The sequence below is a fragment of the Candidatus Hydrogenedentota bacterium genome (assembly GCA_013359265.1).
GTDB lineage: Bacteria > Hydrogenedentota > Hydrogenedentia > Hydrogenedentales > SLHB01 > JABWCD01.
Window position 1 is genome coordinate 76,110 of the sequence record JABWCD010000002.1, and the last position, 16,321, is coordinate 92,430.

14 protein-coding genes and 1 pseudogene are annotated in these 16,321 nt (G+C 61.2%); 7 read left to right on the forward strand and 8 right to left on the reverse strand.

Annotated features, from left to right (window positions below; translation table 11 throughout):
- Complete coding sequence (locus tag HUU46_01455) at positions 1 to 1,899, forward strand: DUF4445 domain-containing protein (GenBank protein NUM52286.1); 1,899 nt, start codon at positions 1 to 3, stop codon at positions 1,897 to 1,899.
- Positions 1,900 to 1,973: 74 nt separating this feature from the next.
- On the opposite strand, the gene HUU46_01460 is transcribed toward HUU46_01455, so the two are convergent.
- Complete coding sequence (locus tag HUU46_01460; protein ID NUM52287.1) at positions 1,974 to 2,975, reverse strand: hypothetical protein; 1,002 nt, start codon at positions 2,973 to 2,975, stop codon at positions 1,974 to 1,976.
- A gap of 173 nt (positions 2,976 to 3,148) precedes the next feature.
- On the opposite strand from HUU46_01460, the gene HUU46_01465 reads away from it, so the two are divergent.
- On the forward strand, positions 3,149 to 3,817 hold the full coding sequence (locus tag HUU46_01465) for a cobalamin B12-binding domain-containing protein (GenBank protein NUM52288.1): 669 nt from the start codon (positions 3,149 to 3,151) through the stop codon (positions 3,815 to 3,817).
- Here HUU46_01465 and HUU46_01470 read toward each other — a convergent pair whose 3' ends face one another.
- Both HUU46_01470 and HUU46_01475 read right to left on the reverse strand, forming a co-directional pair.
- Entirely contained in the window at positions 3,818 to 4,000 is a 183-nt protein-coding gene (locus tag HUU46_01470; GenBank protein ID NUM52289.1) for a hypothetical protein, read from the reverse strand. It abuts the gene before it with no gap.
- 63 nt (positions 4,001 to 4,063) lie between these two features.
- Positions 4,064 to 5,257, reverse strand: a pseudogene (locus tag HUU46_01475) (hypothetical protein).
- 215 nt (positions 5,258 to 5,472) lie between these two features.
- On the opposite strand from HUU46_01475, the gene HUU46_01480 reads away from it, so the two are divergent.
- Both HUU46_01480 and HUU46_01485 read left to right on the forward strand, forming a co-directional pair.
- Positions 5,473 to 6,489: a uroporphyrinogen decarboxylase family protein gene (locus tag HUU46_01480; protein ID NUM52290.1), complete on the forward strand. Its 1,017-nt coding sequence runs from the start codon at positions 5,473 to 5,475 to the stop codon at positions 6,487 to 6,489.
- A gap of 11 nt (positions 6,490 to 6,500) precedes the next feature.
- Positions 6,501 to 7,595 carry a hypothetical protein gene (locus HUU46_01485; protein ID NUM52291.1) on the forward strand — a complete coding sequence of 365 codons (1,095 nt, stop codon included), beginning with the start codon at positions 6,501 to 6,503 and terminating at the stop codon, positions 7,593 to 7,595.
- A 97-nt stretch (positions 7,596 to 7,692) separates the two neighbouring features.
- Here the strand turns inward: HUU46_01485 and HUU46_01490 are convergent, their stop codons facing one another.
- Positions 7,693 to 9,207: a Gfo/Idh/MocA family oxidoreductase gene (locus tag HUU46_01490; protein ID NUM52292.1), complete on the reverse strand. Its 1,515-nt coding sequence runs from the start codon at positions 9,205 to 9,207 to the stop codon at positions 7,693 to 7,695.
- 36 nt (positions 9,208 to 9,243) lie between these two features.
- Complete coding sequence (locus tag HUU46_01495) at positions 9,244 to 10,311, reverse strand: FAD:protein FMN transferase (protein NUM52293.1); 1,068 nt, start codon at positions 10,309 to 10,311, stop codon at positions 9,244 to 9,246.
- A gap of 39 nt (positions 10,312 to 10,350) precedes the next feature.
- Here HUU46_01495 and HUU46_01500 point away from each other — a divergent pair, with 39 nt between their 5' ends.
- From HUU46_01500 to HUU46_01510, 3 genes are read left to right on the forward strand one after another with little or no spacing between them, the layout of a single operon-like run.
- Positions 10,351 to 11,400 carry an ABC transporter ATP-binding protein gene (locus tag HUU46_01500; protein NUM52294.1) on the forward strand — a complete coding sequence of 350 codons (1,050 nt, stop codon included), beginning with the start codon at positions 10,351 to 10,353 and terminating at the stop codon, positions 11,398 to 11,400.
- A complete protein-coding gene (locus HUU46_01505) occupies positions 11,397 to 12,158 on the forward strand; it encodes an ABC transporter permease (GenBank protein NUM52295.1) in 762 nt (253 codons plus the stop codon). Before HUU46_01500 ends, HUU46_01505 begins: the two co-directional genes overlap by 4 nt.
- 2 nt (positions 12,159 to 12,160) lie before the next feature.
- The gene (locus HUU46_01510) at positions 12,161 to 13,165 is read left to right on the forward strand and encodes a hypothetical protein (protein ID NUM52296.1); all 1,005 of its coding nucleotides are present in this window, start codon (positions 12,161 to 12,163) and stop codon (positions 13,163 to 13,165) included.
- A gap of 31 nt (positions 13,166 to 13,196) precedes the next feature.
- On the opposite strand, the gene argB is transcribed toward HUU46_01510, so the two are convergent.
- Genes argB through argC form a run of 3 tightly spaced genes read right to left on the reverse strand, consistent with a single transcriptional unit; the run spans position 13,197 to position 16,311 of the window.
- Positions 13,197 to 14,078, reverse strand: a complete 882-nt coding sequence (gene argB / locus HUU46_01515; GenBank protein NUM52297.1) for an acetylglutamate kinase — start codon at positions 14,076 to 14,078, stop codon at positions 13,197 to 13,199.
- A gap of 23 nt (positions 14,079 to 14,101) precedes the next feature.
- Positions 14,102 to 15,304 (reverse strand): bifunctional glutamate N-acetyltransferase/amino-acid acetyltransferase ArgJ, encoded by a 1,203-nt coding sequence (gene argJ / locus HUU46_01520; protein NUM52298.1) that lies wholly within the window; start codon positions 15,302 to 15,304, stop codon positions 14,102 to 14,104.
- Positions 15,301 to 16,311, reverse strand: a complete 1,011-nt coding sequence (gene argC / locus HUU46_01525) for an N-acetyl-gamma-glutamyl-phosphate reductase (protein NUM52299.1) — start codon at positions 16,309 to 16,311, stop codon at positions 15,301 to 15,303. The genes argJ and argC overlap by 4 nt, the downstream gene beginning before the upstream one ends.
- Positions 16,312 to 16,321: the final 10 nt, after the last annotated feature.

The following is a 16,321-nucleotide window of genomic DNA, read 5'->3' on the forward strand; positions in this document are numbered from 1 at the left end:
GTGGGCAACGACCTGCTGAGAGTGCGTTTTCTGCCTTCCGGCGCGACGGTGTCCGTCGCGCGGGGCACTTCGCTGAGCGACGCGGCGGCGCTCGCCGGCATTTCGCTCGATATGCCCTGCGGGGGACAGGGCAACTGCGGCAAGTGCAAGGTGCAGGTCACCGGCGGCGCGACCTTATGGACCAACACCGAACGGTCCCTGCTCAACCACGAGGAATTGCAGCGGGGATTTCATCTCGCGTGCCAGATGCGCGTGTTCGCGCCCCTGATCGTCGAAGTGCCGACAACGTCGTTGTTGGCGTCCACCTACAAAATCCTTGCAGACGCGCACTCGGGCGCATTCGACGTTTCCGATGCGCCGGTCCGCGTGCGGTCCGTGGTGCTCGAAATGCCGTCATTGTCAGACGACGCGAGCGACCTCGAGCGGCTCGAACGCGAATTGGGCCCGCTCGAACTGGACCTCGGCATGATGCGGGCGCTGCCCGCGTTGCTTCGCGAGCAGGACTTCCGCGGCACGGCAGTTCTGGCGGACCGCAGACTCCTCGCGTTTTCTCCGCCCGGCGACGCGCCGGCGTGCGTCGCAGCGGCCTTTGATATCGGCACGACGACCCTCGCTGCGTCGCTCATCGATCTTGCGGATGGCCGCGAACTGGCGCGCGCCGCGCGCCTGAACCCACAAACCAAATTCGGCGATGACGTCCTTGCGCGCATTTCCTACGCGAGCACGCCGGACAAGCGCGAGCGCTTGCGCCACGATATCGTCGACTCCATAAACGAGATGCTTCAGGACCTCGCCGAACATGCGGACGCGCGTATCGATAGCGTTTACGCGATTGCCTGCGCCGGCAACACGACTATGCAGCACCTGTTGTTAGGCATCGACCCGGTATCCATCGGCGTCTCGCCGTTCGTGCCGGCCGTCAGCGCGGCTGTGCACCTGCCCGCATCCGAGATCGGCATACATTCGCACGCGAAATCGCATTGCTACGTGTTCCCTGCGATCGCGGGCTATGTCGGCGGAGATACCGTTGCGGGACTGGCGGCGACCCGCTTCGCGGAGGCGGAAACCCCTTCGCTCTTTATAGACATCGGAACGAACGGCGAACTGGTGGCGAACGCCGACGGGAGACTCGTTGCTACGTCCTGCGCCGCGGGCCCCGCCTTCGAGGGCACACGCATCGCCCACGGTGTGCGCGCGGCCGCGGGCGCGATCGAGGCAGTCCACATCGAAGACGATCTCGTATACAAGACGATTGGGGGCGCGCAACCCATCGGCATCTGCGGTTCCGGTCTTATTGACATCGTCGCGGAACTGTTGCGTCTCGGAATCGTGTGCCAATCGGGCGTGCTCCTGGGGCCGAACGAGTTGCCCGAAGGGCTTCCCGGCGCCGTTGTGCGGCGCATTCACTATTTCGACGATCAACTGGGCTTTGTCATCGCGGATGCGGACGAGACGCAGACGGGGCAGGTGATTGCGCTGTATCAGAACGACGTGCGCCAGGTGCAACTCGCGACCGCCGCGGTGCGAAGCGCCATTGCGATTCTGCTCGATCGGATTGGCGTGCGGGCGGCCGAACTGCGGCGCGTGCTGGTGGCGGGCGCCTTCGGCAACTACATTCGGTGTTCCAACGCGCAGCGCATGGGGCTGTTGCCCGGCGACGTCGATCCGGAGCGCATAGCGTTTGTCGGCAACACGTCGCTGGCCGGTGCGCGTCTCGCGGCGACCTCGTTGAAAGCGCGCCGTGAAGCGGAGGAACTCGCGAAGCGGACCGAACACCTTGATCTTTCCCTGGACCCCGCGTTCCAGGAGATTTATGTGGACGCGCTGTTCTTCCCTGAGCTCACGAGTAAACCTTTGAGCGCGTGGCGGGAGGATTTTTCACGCGAACAGCCTGTATAGACCGGAAACCATGGAACTTCATGTGGCGCAACGGATAGCACACGTTTTTTTGCTGTTCGCGTGAAAAATCCGGGCTATAGCCACGCTTCGAACACCGCGGCGATGTTTTCGGCGGCGTCTGCGTTGCCCCATTCGCAGTGCGCGATAACGCCGCCCGTTCCATCGTCAAGCGCCCGCCGCACGCGCCGCACGGCCGCGCGCACGTCGTCCGGTGTCCCGAATGGCAGAATTTGCTGACGGCAAATCTCGCCCCAAAACGTAACTCTTCCCTTGAAGCGGTGCGCAATGAACTCGATATCCATGCAGAACAACTGCGAGTTCACGGCGTTCACGCCGATTTCGATGAGATCGGCCAGAATCGGATCGATAAAGCCGTCGGAATGAAAGAATACGAACTTGCCGGCTTGCTTGATGCGATTGCAGTAGTCTGCGTAACACGGCTTGAACACCGAGCGCCACAAGTCCGGCGCGATCAGCAAATTGGACTGCGATCCCCAATCGTCCATGAAGAAGATCGCGTCCACATCCGTCTTTGTCCACTGGTCGATTTCGCGCACGTAGTAGTCGTGGACCATGTCACGCAGCGTGTAGAGTTCCGCCGGCAGATACGCCAAATCGAGGAACAGGTTCTCGACGCCACGCAGAAACTGCATGCGCTCGAAAAGCCGAATCGACGTATTGCTCCGCACGAACTTGTCCGTCGCCGCGCAACTCGCGTTCGTTTCCGAGAAATCCGCACCATCGAGCACTTCCCACGGCGGCGCAAACTTGGCCAGGGCGCTCCAATCCTCCAGCGGATGGACTTTCACTTCGCCGACTACGCCGTCTTCCGCGACGGCCCACACGCAGCCCCACTCGTCGGTATACGACCCTACGCGGTCGGGCGTTCCACGCGCGCGCAGAGACTGCCCATACCGCGCGACCGGCTGGGCGAAATCGATAGGATATTGCGCAAGCAACGCGTCCAGCTCGCTCCTGCGGAACTGTGCTACCCCCGGCAGGTGCCATAGGTCGCGCGGCGCCCGGTCCGGAGTCCGGAATTCGAGGGCGCGTATAACGCGCTCGCGAGGCGTCATGGTTTGCCCATGCTAATCAAAGCAAAATGTCCATAGGAGGAATTGCACTCTGCCGTCGCTTCGGGCAACTCGGAATCGCTCGGCCGCTTTCTGTAGAATATATGTGGCACTATCGCTTGGGCGCGCCTTTGGGCTGGCGCGAATCGCCGCGCAATTGTAGTGCAGGGGGACGTATGAGCGAAATCATCGAACGCATTGCACTGTGTCTGGAACGGGGGAAAGTCAACCGCGAATCGCCGTATCCGCCGGACTTGAGGGGCCAGGACGGCGCAGATGAATTGACCAAGCGCGCGTTGGACGACGGGGTGTCCGCGGAAACCGTGCTCGCGGAGGGTCTCATCGTCGGGATGACGCGCGTGGGTCGAAAGTACAGCGACGGCAAAGCTTTCGTGCCGGACCTGCTCATGGCGGCGAAGGCAATGAAGGCGGCGATGGCGCACCTCAAGCCGTACTTCGATTCCGGCCAGACGCATCACCGCGGCACCTTCGTGATCGGCACCGTCGAAGGCGACCTGCACGACATTGGCAAAAACCTCGTCGCCATGATGCTCGAAGGCGGCGGGTACAAAGTCATCGATTTGGGCGTGAACGTTACCGCGGACAAATTCGTCGAGGCGGTGCGCGACAACCCCGGCTGCAGCGTCGGGCTCAGTGCGCTCCTCACGACGACCATGGTCAACATGGAGAAAATCATCAAGGCAGTCCATGGGGTCAGCCCGAGCACTCCCATTCTCGTCGGCGGCGCGCCGGTAACGGACGACTTCGCGCGGCGCATTCGCGCGACGGCCTACGCACCCGACCCGCAGGGCGCGCTCGACTACCTCAGCGCCGCGGCGACGTAGTCAAAACGACACGAGGCAGTGCCAGATATACGTGTAGGCAAAGCCTTCGATGTTCTCCCATACCCGCTGGACGATGGCTTCATCGCCGAGTAGGTTGTCGAGTTCCTTGCGTTTCACCGCCCACGGAATGCAAATGCCCGGAGCGGGATTCGCGTCGACGAACTCCTTGGCCCATGCTTTGATCCGGTTGTCATTGCGCGGCCGGGCCGACGGCGGGTCGAGCGATTCGATTGGCGGGCCGCCCCGATAAACGCCGTACTCGCGCGTAAAGTGCGTCATCACTTCCACGTTGTGCACCTGCGCGTCATTCTGCACGATGGCGCTTGCGTCCATGATGTATCCGCCGTCCGCGCCCACTTCGTCGATGAGCCGCTTGCAGTAGTCGCGGACTTCCTGCGGTTTTCCGAGCGCCAACAGCGTGTTTGGCACGCCGCCGCTGATTGCGAACTTGTGATGCAACACGCGGTGCGCTTTCCGGTAATCGCTCCGATCGACATGAAAGATGATGCTCCCCTCGGGCAGTTCGGTGAACGCCTCCAGGTGCGCGTCCCAATTCCCCTCCGCATAGAACAACACCTGATAGCCGTGCGCCCACAGCGTTTCGACAATCGGGCGCAGCGTCGGCCAGTAGACCGTCTCGAACGTTTCGGGCGTCACGAACGGCACGCACCCGCGGTGCATCCAGATCGTTATCGGCACCAGCTTGTCCGGATCGGCGCTCGTCAGCGCAATGTGCATCAAGTGCGGCATCAGCGCCCGGCAGGCGCGCAGTACTTTCTCCGGCTGTTCGATGAGATCGTTTGTCAGCCCGTAGTAACCGCGCAGCTTATCGCCGAGAATATCGAGTGGCGCCTTTAGAATTCCCCCGATGGCAGGTGCCATGCCGCACTCGGTCCTGAGTTTCTCGTTCTGCGCGCCGAGCGCCGTGAAGTAATGCAGCATCGCCATGCCACCCTTCAGGAACGACAGGTTATTGCGATAAGTCGCGGGCGCGCCGATCGGCGCTACGTCCTTCGATACACGCGGCAACCACGTGTTAAACAGAAATCCCGTCGGGTCGGCTATTAGCGCGTCGTACTCGTCCGCGCGCATATGCGCCTCGTTCTCGGCAGGTTCGCAGTATTGAAACCCCACGTCCGCGGGAACATGAATCCCCGGCGCGCCGTAATACGTCAGCCCGATGGCTTCCGTCAGCCCGGTCCACACGTAGATCATGTTGCCGACGGTCGCATCCCAGTCGAAGTCCATCGCGCACTTGCGCGTTGCCGTCAGCGCGCCTTCGAAATCGTGCGTCGCCTGCTGGCACGTAACGCCCGCGTACTTCGACGCAAATTCCGCCACGAACGGGCGGATCGGCACGCGATCCGGTTTCTTGTTTTTCATGGCGGTGGTGTAGCGGCGAAGTCGTTCGGCATAACGTTGGTCGATGGCTGCGCTCATGGCATCCGCCCCCTCGGTTTGGCCGGCAGCGTGAAAGTAGGATGGAATCGCTGGCTACGTCCCCCGACGCGCCAACTCCGCTCCGGCAACCCGGTTCGACAATAACAGCACGCATATCCGGCGTCAACCGTCGCGGTTGACCTTCACGGGCCGCAGGTTTAGGCTCTCTTCCGGGGGTTCTCAGCAAGTCCGGATTTCATCAGGGGGAAGGTGCCATGGACGGGCGCGAGAGGATACTTTCCGTGATCGAAGGCGGCACGCCGGATCGTCTGCCTTTCATGCCGATCACGATGATGTTCGCCGCGGAGCACGCCGGGAAACGGTACGGTGACTACGCGAAGGACTATCGTACCCTGGTCGAATGTCAGCTCCGCGTCGCGGAGGACTACGAGATCGACCACGTCTCCTGCATTTCCGATCCAGCGCGCGAGGCCGCGGATTTCGGCGCACGCATCCAATATTTCGACGATCAACCCCCCGCCATTGACGAAGATAACGCGCTGCTCGCCGAGAAGGCCGCGTTGGTCCGGCTCAAGCGCCCCGATCCGCTCGGCGGCGGACGCATGCACGACCGGGTACGAGCGGCCGCGCTCTTCAAGGAACGTGTCCGCGGCGAGAAGCTGATCGAAGGTTGGGTCGAAGGGCCCTGCGCGCAGGCCGCCGATCTGCGCGGCATTAACACGCTCATGATGGATTTCTATGAGGACCCGGACTTCGTCCGCGATCTTTTCGCCTTTGTCATCGAGTTGGAACTTGAGTTCGGGCGCGCGCAAATCGCGGCCGGCGCAGACTCGATCGGCGTGGGTGACGCAGCGGCCTCGCTCATTGGGCCGCGGTTGTATGAGGAATTCGTGTGGCCGTATGAGGTCCAACTCGTGAAGGGCCTGCGCGACATGGGCGCGCGCGTGCGGCTGCACATTTGCGGCAATACATCCCCGATCGTCGAGGGCATGGGCCGCCTCGGCTGCGACATTGTCGATCTGGACTTTCCCGTATCGATGGCCGCCGCGCGCGACGCAATGGGGCCACGACAAACGCTGCTCGGCAACATCGATCCCGTGCGCGATCTGCGCGACGGCACGCCGGAATCCGTCTACGCCGGAATCGCGAAATGCCACTGCGACGCGCACGCGCCATACATCGTGAGCGCGGGCTGTGAAGTGCCGCGCGGCACGCCGCCCGAGAACATGCGCGCGATGCTCGACTACGCGCGCAACACGAAGCCGGCCTGAGCAACCGCGCCATGACCGGGCAACTTATCAGCTATATTGCGCCGGGCGCGCCCGCGACGCGGCAACCCGCTGCGGGAGACGAACCATTCGTGCGTCCGGAGATTGGGTTTACACCCAAATGGTACCGTGACGCAATTGGCATCGACTTCGGCGAGCGATGGCATTTGGACATCTCGTACAGACTCGAATCCCTCGCTCTGATGCGTGCCGAACTGGATCGGCGTTTTCCCGGCGCGCAAATTGGAATGCCGCGCTACCGGCCCGATGTCACAGACGCGTTAACCGGGGTCCACGGCGCATGCGTTATTGCCGGCATCTATGGTCTTCCCATCCTGTACCGCGCCGAGCAATGGCCCGTGACGACGGGCACGCCGCTCACCGAAGAGCAAATCGCCACGTTGGAACCACCCGACCTCGACAATAGCCCATTCTTCGATAATCTCCTCGAACATGTTGACGACATCGCCGCGAAACTCGGGTGCGCTGCGGGATACATAAACTGGCAGGGTGTGCTCAACAACGCCCATCGAATCCGTGGCGAAGAACTGTTCACCGACATGTTCACCGCGCCGGAACTGTGCCATCATCTTTTTAATTGCGTCTGCACCACCATGATCGACGCGACTCGCCGCCTGCGCGAGCGGCAGTGCGTCAGCGGGTTCGACGTGTCGTTCTTCACGGTTAGTAATTGCCTCGTCAATCTTGTGTCGCCGGAGCTATACAAGGAATTCCTCTATCCGTATGATCGGCGCATCGCGGAAGCGTTCGGCACGCTCGGCGTGCACAACTGCGCGTGGACCGCGGACCCTTATCTCGACGCGTACGCGGACATTCCCCACGTTGCGTATATCGACATGGGCCTGGAATCCGACCTGGCTCGCGCGCGGCATCTGTTCCCAAACGCGCGCCGCGCCATCATGTATCGCCCCACCGAACTCGCGGACAAACCAATGAGCGCGATCGAGCGCGACATGGAGCGAATCGCGGGCGAGTTTGGTCCCTGCGATATCGTCGCCGCGGACATCGAGAGCGGCACCCCGGACGAACGCGTGCTGGCGCTGATCGATATTTGCAGAAATCTGAGCGGGATCGGCGCCTTACGTTGAAACCTGTTTCAGGGTTCGTTGCCGCTGAGAATCGTCATAAGATAAGAACACAGGCGCGGATGATCTCGCATCCGCGCCTGTGCGAAGTGAGCAGCTCTTACGAGATGACGAACGGGTCCGGCGTCTCGAAGTCGAACGTGTACCACGCCGGGTCGATGGTCACCATTTCCTTCTTTTCCGAGGCCTCGTGCGCGGCGATATCGCAGATCGACGCCATCAGCCCGCACATCTGGTTCGTGCGCGGCACCGTGTTCGTGCGTATGCACTCGGCAAACGCTTCGAACTGGAGCACGTCCGGGTTCTTTACGTAAGCGTCGTCTTCAAGCTCTGTTCCCTTAAATACGATACGTTCTTTCTCGATGAGCTTCGAGTACTTCTGGGTCTGGCCTGTTTGTTTGATCCACTCGATAATCTTGTCGTCTTTTGTCTGCTCGCCGGTATCCGGATCGAGCCAGATCTTTTCGGTTTCCGGCTGGAACCAGCCCCCTCGACCTGATGCATCGAAGCCGCGCTCGTGCATTTCAAAGGTCCCCTTGTCGCCGACGAACAAAATGCCTTCGCCCTTCAGCGAACTTTGTAGCGTACCCGTCCATGTGAAGCGGACCGTATACGGCTTCATCATTTCAGTTGGCTCGATTTGTCCAACGCTGGCGTTCGGGCTTGGAATGATATGGTTGGACTTTCCGCGCCGCATGTCGTACTCGAATATCAGTACGATATTGTCGTAGGTGTCGCGGTCGTCTTTCCAGAAATCGATTCCACCGGTTGCCATGACGCGTGCGGGCGGAGTGCCCAGCATCCAGTTCACAACTTCAATATGGTGCGTCGCCAATTCACTGATCAGGCCTGCGCTGTACATCTGGTAGATGCGCCAGTTGATCATCTTCTTGAAGTCCGGGATTAACTTCTTCTCCGCCGCCGTCAATTCGTATTCAATGGTCTTCTCGCCAGTCGGATCCTGAGGATCCTTCTTTCGCGGCATGGGCCGGCGCCAGTCGCCATACCGGTGCCACTGCCCCTCGATGTATTGCACACGGCCCGCGCGGCCGTCGGCGTAACCTCTCACCATGTGGATGTACTCGGGGTTGTAACGGCGCTGGTGACCGACCTGCACGAACTTCCCTGTCTCGTGGCACTTCGCGACGATATTGCGGCAGCGATCGACGGTGTCCGCCATCGTCTTCTCGCAGAAGACGTGTTTGCCCGCGCTCAGGCAGTCCATCACGATGTCGTAGTGCGTCTTGAACGGCGTCGCTATCAACACCGCATCGATGTTGTCCTTCTCCTTCGCCAGCATATCGCGGTAGTCGAGATAGCAATGCGGTTTGAATGCGTTTTGCTTCGCGGCAATCGCGGCTTTCTTGTCGTCCGGATCGTCCTTCTGAGGATCGGGTATGAGTGTCTTCAACCCGCCGATCAGCGACGGGATTAGGCAGTCCGACATCGCAACAACCTCGATATGAGGGTTCCCTGCGATGCCCTCTTCGAGATGGACGCGGTTTTGGCTTCCGGTCCCGATGAGTGCGAGGCGAATCTTTTCGTTTTGCGCGTACGAAAATGGCGACCAGCCCGTCGCAATCATTACGCCCGCAGCCGCACCGGCGCTTTGCATGAAGTTTCGTCTCGTCACGTCCATCGTCGGGTCCTTTCACTCCGTAAAGTTGATGCGAACCGGTTTGGGTTCCGATCCTTCCGCCGGATCCGGCACGAGGATCGCCCTTACCGTTGGATGTTTCGCGCAGTACTGCCTGGCCCATTCCACGCCGTTGACGAAGAAGCCTTTGCTCAGCGCTTCGGTCAGCGTCCCCGTCGGCCCGATGACCATCGCGTACATCACGCCCTGCGCCGGCATGCCCGTGCGCGGGTCAATGATGTGCCCGTACTTCTTGCCGTCAACCACAAAATGGTCGTGCGCGTAGCCCGACGTCGAGACGGCTTCGTCCTTTATCGGCGCTTCGTCTATCGTGGTATCATTATACGGATGCTTCAGTTGAATGATCCACCCGTCCTGCCCCGGCGGCGCGCCCATCGCGAGCATCGAGCTCGACCCGCCGTCGAGCAGCGCACACGTGACCCCATAGCCCCGCAGCACGTCGGCTGCCTGGTCCACGGCCAACCCCTTGGCGATACCTCCGAAATCGAGCCGCATCCCTTCCTTTTTGAAACCGACACTGTGGTCATCGTGCAGCACGATTAGCTTGTCCGAACCCACCAACGTTTTCGCAGCGGCCAGTTCCGCACCCGTCGGCAGCCGCGTCTCCTTTTTGCACGCCCGCCACAACTCAACGAGCGGACCGACGGTGATGTCGAACGCGCCGTCCGTATCCTTCCAGTAGTCGACTGACCGTTCGACGAGGTTCAGCATATCCATCGCCACACCAACAGGTTGCTTCGCGCCCTCATAGTTGATCCGCGACGCCTGCGTGCCGGGACGCCACGTGCTGATACGGCTCTCGAGACGGTCGATGGCGTCAAACGCTTCCTGGGCCGCCATCGCCATATGCCGTTCGGTTGGCCCGCCCTCTTTGCCAATGATCGTAAACTGAAACTCCGCGTACATCGCGTTGTGGGAAAGTGTAGTTTGAAAATACCCGGGGGGAAGAGACTGCGGAATCGGCGCGGAGATGGAGGCTTCGGCTCCCGCCGCTGCGGGAACGAAACAAACCTGCAGCGCGGCTAGCGCCACCAAATAGATTCGGCTGAGTACTGCGGCCATGGTTCTCGAAACCGTACTCCGTCGACGAGGACACCGTCAATGCTGGAAACATCGCCGGGGATATCGGTGTTCTCAAGCACGTGCGGTTTAGGGAGGGTAATTGTCGATTTCGTCCATATATGGTATACAACAACGTATAGCATCCTGTATATTGTGTTCGACATGGACGCGATTGAGACCAGAAACCTTACCAAGACCTACAAGGCCCAAATCGGGCGACGGTCCACGCCGTCGCTCGTCGAACTCAACCTGACCGTCCGCGAAAATGAAGTCTTCGGCTTTCTGGGCCGGAACGGCGCGGGCAAGACCACCACGATCAAGCTCTTGTGCGGGCTCATTCGCCCAACCCGGGGCGAGGCCCGCATCTTCGGCGAGGACTCGAAGCGCAAGGAATCGCGCCGTCAAATTGGCTACCTGCCGGAGAACCCCTATTTCTACGAGTACCTCACCCCGCGCGAAACCCTGGACTTCTACGGCAAGCTGCATGGGTTGAATGCCGCCGCGCGCGCGGCGGAATGGAAGAAGCTGTCGGAACTGCTCGACTTGGGTTCCATCGCGGACCAGCGCGTTCGTGGTTTCTCGAAGGGAATGCGGCAACGTCTGGGCTTTGCGGTCGCGCTCGTCGGCGATCCGCAACTGCTCGTGCTCGATGAACCGATGAGCGGACTCGACCCCCTCGGGCGCCGATCGATTCGCGAACTGATCTTGCGGATGCGCGACGAGAAGAAGACCATCTTTTTTTCGTCCCACGTGCTTGGCGACGTGGAACAAATCTGCGATCGCGTCGGCATTCTAGTGAAGGGTAGGCTGACGCGGCACGGCCAGATCGACGAATTGCTTACCGAGAAAGTAATGATGGTCGAGATCATCGCCGCGCGCCTGAACGACGCGGCGTTGGCTGCCATCGCACCCATGGCGGCATCGTCGAGGACCTCCGAGGCCGGCCACCATTTCGTCATAACCGATCTTGCCACGGCGAATCGTGCCGTCAAGGAAATTCACAATCACGGCGGCGACCTCGTTGACTTCGCCGCGGTGAAGGAATCGCTCGAGGACTATTTCATGCGCGTGCAGGAGGCGAAGCCATGAGGATTTTCGCCGTCGCGCACAACACCTTCCGCGAAGCCGTGCGCGACAAGGTCCTGTACGTACTCGTGTTCTTTGCGCTGGCGACGCTGCTCGGATCGAAAGCGCTCGGCTGGATCAGCATCGGGCAGGAAATCAAGATCGTCAAAGACTTCTCGCTTGCGTCCGTGTCGGTGTTTGGCGTGTTAATCGCCATATTCGTCGGCACCAGCCTGGTCTACAAGGAAATCGACAAGCGCACCATCTACACAATTATTTGCCGTCCGATGGCGCGCTACGAATTTGTGCTCGGCAAGTACTTCGGCATGGCCGCGCTGCTCGGCGTCGTGACGGCGCTGATGGGCGCGGCCGGCGCGGGCTACACTGCGCTGCTCGGCGGCGCGATCGACGCCACGTACTTCTACGCAGTGTTGCTGTCGTATTGGGAACTGCTCATGGTCACGGCGTTCGCCACGTTGTTCTCGTCGCTCACGTCGCCTATCCTCGGCGCTATCATCGTGTTCTGCATATATGTCGTCGGGCACGCGACCACAATTCTCATCGATCTCCCCGCGCACTTCGACGGGACCAACGCGAAGCGAGTCCTCGAGATCGTCTACTACATCGTGCCGAACTTCTCAAACTTCAACATTCGCGCCGAGGCCGCGAACAACGTCGCCGTGTCGTTCGAGTACGTCGCGTGGGCGATGGCTTACGGCACGGTATATACCGCGATGCTGCTGGCGCTCGCAGCGCTCGCCTTCGAGGACAAGGACGTGTAGCGGTGCGCAGGCTTGCCGCGGCAATTCTCGTTGTCTCGCTGTCGTTCGCGTGCACGACGCTCGCGCAGCGCCGCGCCGACACGCTTCGCAGGGAGCGGGAAGCGGAGGAAGTCCTCTATTTTCCGAACGAACGCCTGCTGAAGTCGTTCACGTGCGGACAGAGCAGCGTCATCGCCGACCTTCTCTGGCTGAAGTGCATCAGTTATACATCGAGGGAATTCCGGGGCGACTTTAAGTTCACGCTACTCGATCGCATGCTCGGCACAATCACGCGTCTCGACCCGTACTTCGTCGACGCGTACAAGTGGGGCGGGGTGTTCCTCGCCATGCTGAAGCGCGACAACGACGCGAGCATCGAACTCCTGAAAAGCGGCATCGACGACAACCCGAGAAGTTGGGAACTGCCGTTCGAGATTGCGCGCACCTACATCCTGAACCGGCACGACGGCGTCATGGGCGCGAAGTGGATGGCGCTCGCGGCGTCCACCGGCGAACCGCCGCAGTTCGTCGTGGATTGGGCGAAGAACCTGCAACAAAAACACAACCTCGGCGATATCGAGCGCGACATGTGGGCGCAGATCATCGAAAACACCACCGATGAGAACATGCGCGAGACCGCCAAGCGTCGGCTCATCGAGGTCGACCTGCGCGAGGTTTGCCGCCTGCTCGATGGCGCGGTAAAGGCGTATCGGGCGAAGACCGGCAAGGCGCCGGAGAGTCTCGATGATTTCTGGACGGCGGATTCAAGCGACGGCAGGCCCGTGGACCCGCTCGGCGGAACGTTCTTTATCGACGAGAAGGGCGACGTCCAGAATACGTCGCTGCTCGACTCGCAGGTCGAGGAGAGGCTTGTGTTCTTGCGCGGGTCGATTAACAGGTTCAAGGAGGAGACGGGAGCTACGCCGCCAAACCTCGAACTAATGCGCGAACGGGGCTATGCGATCCCAACCCACCCATACCACGGGCGCGAGTGGCAGTACGACCCTGCAACCGGCGAAGTGAAGTGATCCGTCACGCTGCGCAACCGGCGCCGCAGCGTCAATGTGTAACCAATGTACCCATGCCCTGATCGGTGAAGATTTCCAGTAGCAGCGAGTGTGGCACACGCCCGTCGATGATGTGGGTCTTCGCGACGCCGTAGTCCAGCGCCTTGAGGCACGCTTCCACTTTCGGAATCATTCCGCCGGCGATTACGCCCTGCTCGATTAGGTCTTCGATCTCCAGATAGTTCAATTGATGAATGAGCGACGCGTTGTCCTTCGGATCGCGCAGGATTCCGGGCGTGTCGGTGAGGAAGACCAGCTTCTCGGCTTGAATTGCCGCGGCGATCTCGCCCGCTGCCGTGTCCGCGTTGACGTTCCATGTATTGCCTTGGGGATCCGTGGCAATGGGCGCAATGATCGGGATGAGGCCCGCATCGCAGAGCACAGAGATAATCTTGAAGTGGACCCCCGTGATCTCGCCGACGAATCCCAGGTCCGCGCCGTCTTCCGCCGTCAGTTTTCGCGCGTGCAGCAGGTTGCCGTCCTTGCCGCAGATACCGATCGGGTTTCCGCCCGCGCGGCTGACCAACGTGACAATCTCCTTGTTGAGTGAGCCGGCAAGGACCATCTCGACGACCTTCACGGTCTCGTCGTCGGTAACTCGCAGGCCGTTGTGGAACTTTGCCTCGACGCCGAGCCGCTGCAACGTTCGGTTGATCTCAGGGCCGCCGCCGTGCACGACGACGGGGTTCATCCCGACGTATTTCATCAATACGATGTCTTCCGTCGTGCTTTCGCGCAGGCGCGCGTTCTCCATCGCCGCGCCACCGTACTTGATGACGACGGTCTTGCCCTCGAACTCGCGGATGTATGGGAGCGCTTCGACGAGCGTCGCCGCCTTGTGGATGAACTGTTCGTACTGGTTAAACGAGGCCATGTGCCCGGCGCTCCCCTCTGTCCCTATGATCGATAGTCGGCGTTGATGGAAACGTAGTCGTGGCTGAGATCGCTGGTCCAGAACACCGCCGCGCCGCTCCCTGCGCCCACGCGAATGCGCACGCGAAACTCGGCCTGCTTCATCACGGCGGCGGCGTCCTCCTCGCGGTACTCCGTCGCCGCGCCGTTACTCACGAGTTGCACGTTGTCCAGCCACAGCGCGAGTTCCGCCGGATCGAAATCCACGCCGGCGTATCCCGCCGCGCACGCAATGCGCCCCCAATTCGGGTCCTGTCCAAAAAAAGCGGTCTTCACCAGCATCGAATTGGCAACCGCGCGCGCGATCGTCCTGGCGTCCTCGTCATTCTGTGCGCCTTCGACGGCAATCTCGACAAACTTGGTCGCGCCCTCGCCGTCGCGCACTAACAGCTTCGCCATTTCGACGCACAGTGCTTTCAGCGCGTTCGTGAACGTAATGAAGTCGGGCGTACTGTCGACCACGCGGACGCCCGACGCGCCGTTCGCGAAGCACAACACCGTATCGCTCGTGCTCATGTCGTTGTCGATCGTGATGCAATTGAAAGACGCATTCACCGCCGCACGCAGCGCCTTATCAAGCGCCGGCGCCGCGATTTCTGCGTCGCACGTAATGACACAGATCATCGTCGCCATGTCCGGCGCGATCATCCCCGAACCCTTTGCAATTGCGCCAAATCGGATCGTGCCCGCCTGCAACGTGACCTCAATCGCCAGTTCTTTAGGCACGGTGTCGGTGGTCATAATTGCGTGCGCCGCGTCCGCGCTGCCCGATGGGCCTAGCGTCTTCAGACAGTCCGTGACGCCTGATCGAATGCGATCCATCGGCAACGGCACACCGATGACCCCAGTGCTGCAAATGCACACCTCGTTCGTTTCGATGCGCAGCCCGTCGGCGACCATGCCCGCCGTCGTGCACACGTCCATCGCCCCGCGTTCGCCCGTGGCCGCGTTTGCGTTGCCGCTGTTGATGAACACCGCCCGCGCTTTGCCCGCGAGACACGCCGCCGCGTTCCACACCACCGGAGGCGATTTCAAGAGGTTCTTTGTGAACATCCCCGCGACCGTCGCGGGGGCGTCGCTCACGATCAGCGCGCAGTCCTTTCTCGTCGAGGACGGTTTGATGCGCGCCGCGACGCCGGATGCGCGATATCCCTTCGGCGCGCACACGCCACCGGAGACTTTCGTCATGGGGCGATACCCGCGAAGTTGAGGCCGGTGCGTTCATCGAGCCCGAACATGATGTTCAAGCACTGAATCGCCATGCCCGACGTGCCACCCATGAGGTTGTCGATTGCGCTCACGACGATCAGGTTGCCCGTGCGCGCATCCTTGACCCAACCGATATCGCAGAAATTCGTGCCGCGCACATATTTCACTTCCGGCAACTGTCCCTCCGGCAGCACGCGCACGTACGGCTCGTCGGCGTAGCATGCGTACGCCGCCGCCGGATCGACGTCGCCATTCCCGCGAAAGGTGATCGTCGTTAGAATACCGCGCGTGAGCGGGGCCACGTGCGGCGTGAACTGCACCATCGCCCGGTTGCCCAGTTCCTGTTCGATCTCGGGGATGTGCTGGTGCACCGCAAGCTTGTACGCCTTGAGGTTCTCGTTCATCTCCGGAAAATGATAGCCTTCGCTCGGCGTGCGCCCCGCACCGGAGATTCCGCTGATGCTGTCGATCACAACGGGCACCGCCGCTTGCACGTGATCGAGGATTGGGCGCAGCGGCAGAATCGCGCTGATGGGATAACAACCCGGTACGCAGACGAGTTGCGCAGTCCGCAGTTCACTACGATAAACCGGGGCGAGACCGTACACCGCGTCCGCCAGCAAGTGCGGCGCGCTGTGCTCCTCCCTGTAAAACTTCTTGAACAACGACAGTTCTTTGAGTCGAAAGTCGCCGCCAAGATCGAGCACGCGCACACCTTCCGCGCGCAGCGCCGCGACGATCGGGATTGACTGCCCGCTTGGCACACCGATGATCACGGCGTCGCACCTCTTCGCCAGCGCCTTCGCGTCAAACCCTTCGATCGCGAGATCGTGGACCTTGCGGAAAGCCGGCAGCACGTCGCTAAGCCGCTTCCCGGCTGCACTCGTGGACGCCACGGCAACCAGTTCGACAGACGGGTGCACCGCCGCCAGACGCATCATTTCGCGCGCGCCATAACCCGTTCCGACTACGCCAATTCGTACCACTGGGATCTCC

Excerpts from the sequence above, each read along its gene's own strand:
- argB (NUM52297.1), bottom strand. The coding sequence starts at position 14,078 with ATGGCCTCGTTTAACCAGTACGAACAGTTCATCCACAAGGCGGCGACG.
- argJ (NUM52298.1), bottom strand. The coding sequence starts at position 15,304 with ATGACGAAAGTCTCCGGTGGCGTGTGCGCGCCGAAGGGATATCGCGCA.
- HUU46_01505 (NUM52295.1), top strand. The coding sequence starts at position 11,397 with ATGAGGATTTTCGCCGTCGCGCACAACACCTTCCGCGAAGCCGTGCGC.
- HUU46_01465 (NUM52288.1), top strand. The coding sequence starts at position 3,149 with ATGAGCGAAATCATCGAACGCATTGCACTGTGTCTGGAACGGGGGAAA.
- HUU46_01460 (NUM52287.1), bottom strand. The coding sequence starts at position 2,975 with ATGACGCCTCGCGAGCGCGTTATACGCGCCCTCGAATTCCGGACTCCG.
- HUU46_01495 (NUM52293.1), bottom strand. The coding sequence starts at position 10,311 with ATGGCCGCAGTACTCAGCCGAATCTATTTGGTGGCGCTAGCCGCGCTG.
- HUU46_01500 (NUM52294.1), top strand. The coding sequence starts at position 10,351 with ATGCTGGAAACATCGCCGGGGATATCGGTGTTCTCAAGCACGTGCGGT.
- HUU46_01490 (NUM52292.1), bottom strand. The coding sequence starts at position 9,207 with ATGCAAAGCGCCGGTGCGGCTGCGGGCGTAATGATTGCGACGGGCTGG.
- HUU46_01480 (NUM52290.1), top strand. The coding sequence starts at position 5,473 with ATGGACGGGCGCGAGAGGATACTTTCCGTGATCGAAGGCGGCACGCCG.
- HUU46_01485 (NUM52291.1), top strand. The coding sequence starts at position 6,501 with ATGACCGGGCAACTTATCAGCTATATTGCGCCGGGCGCGCCCGCGACG.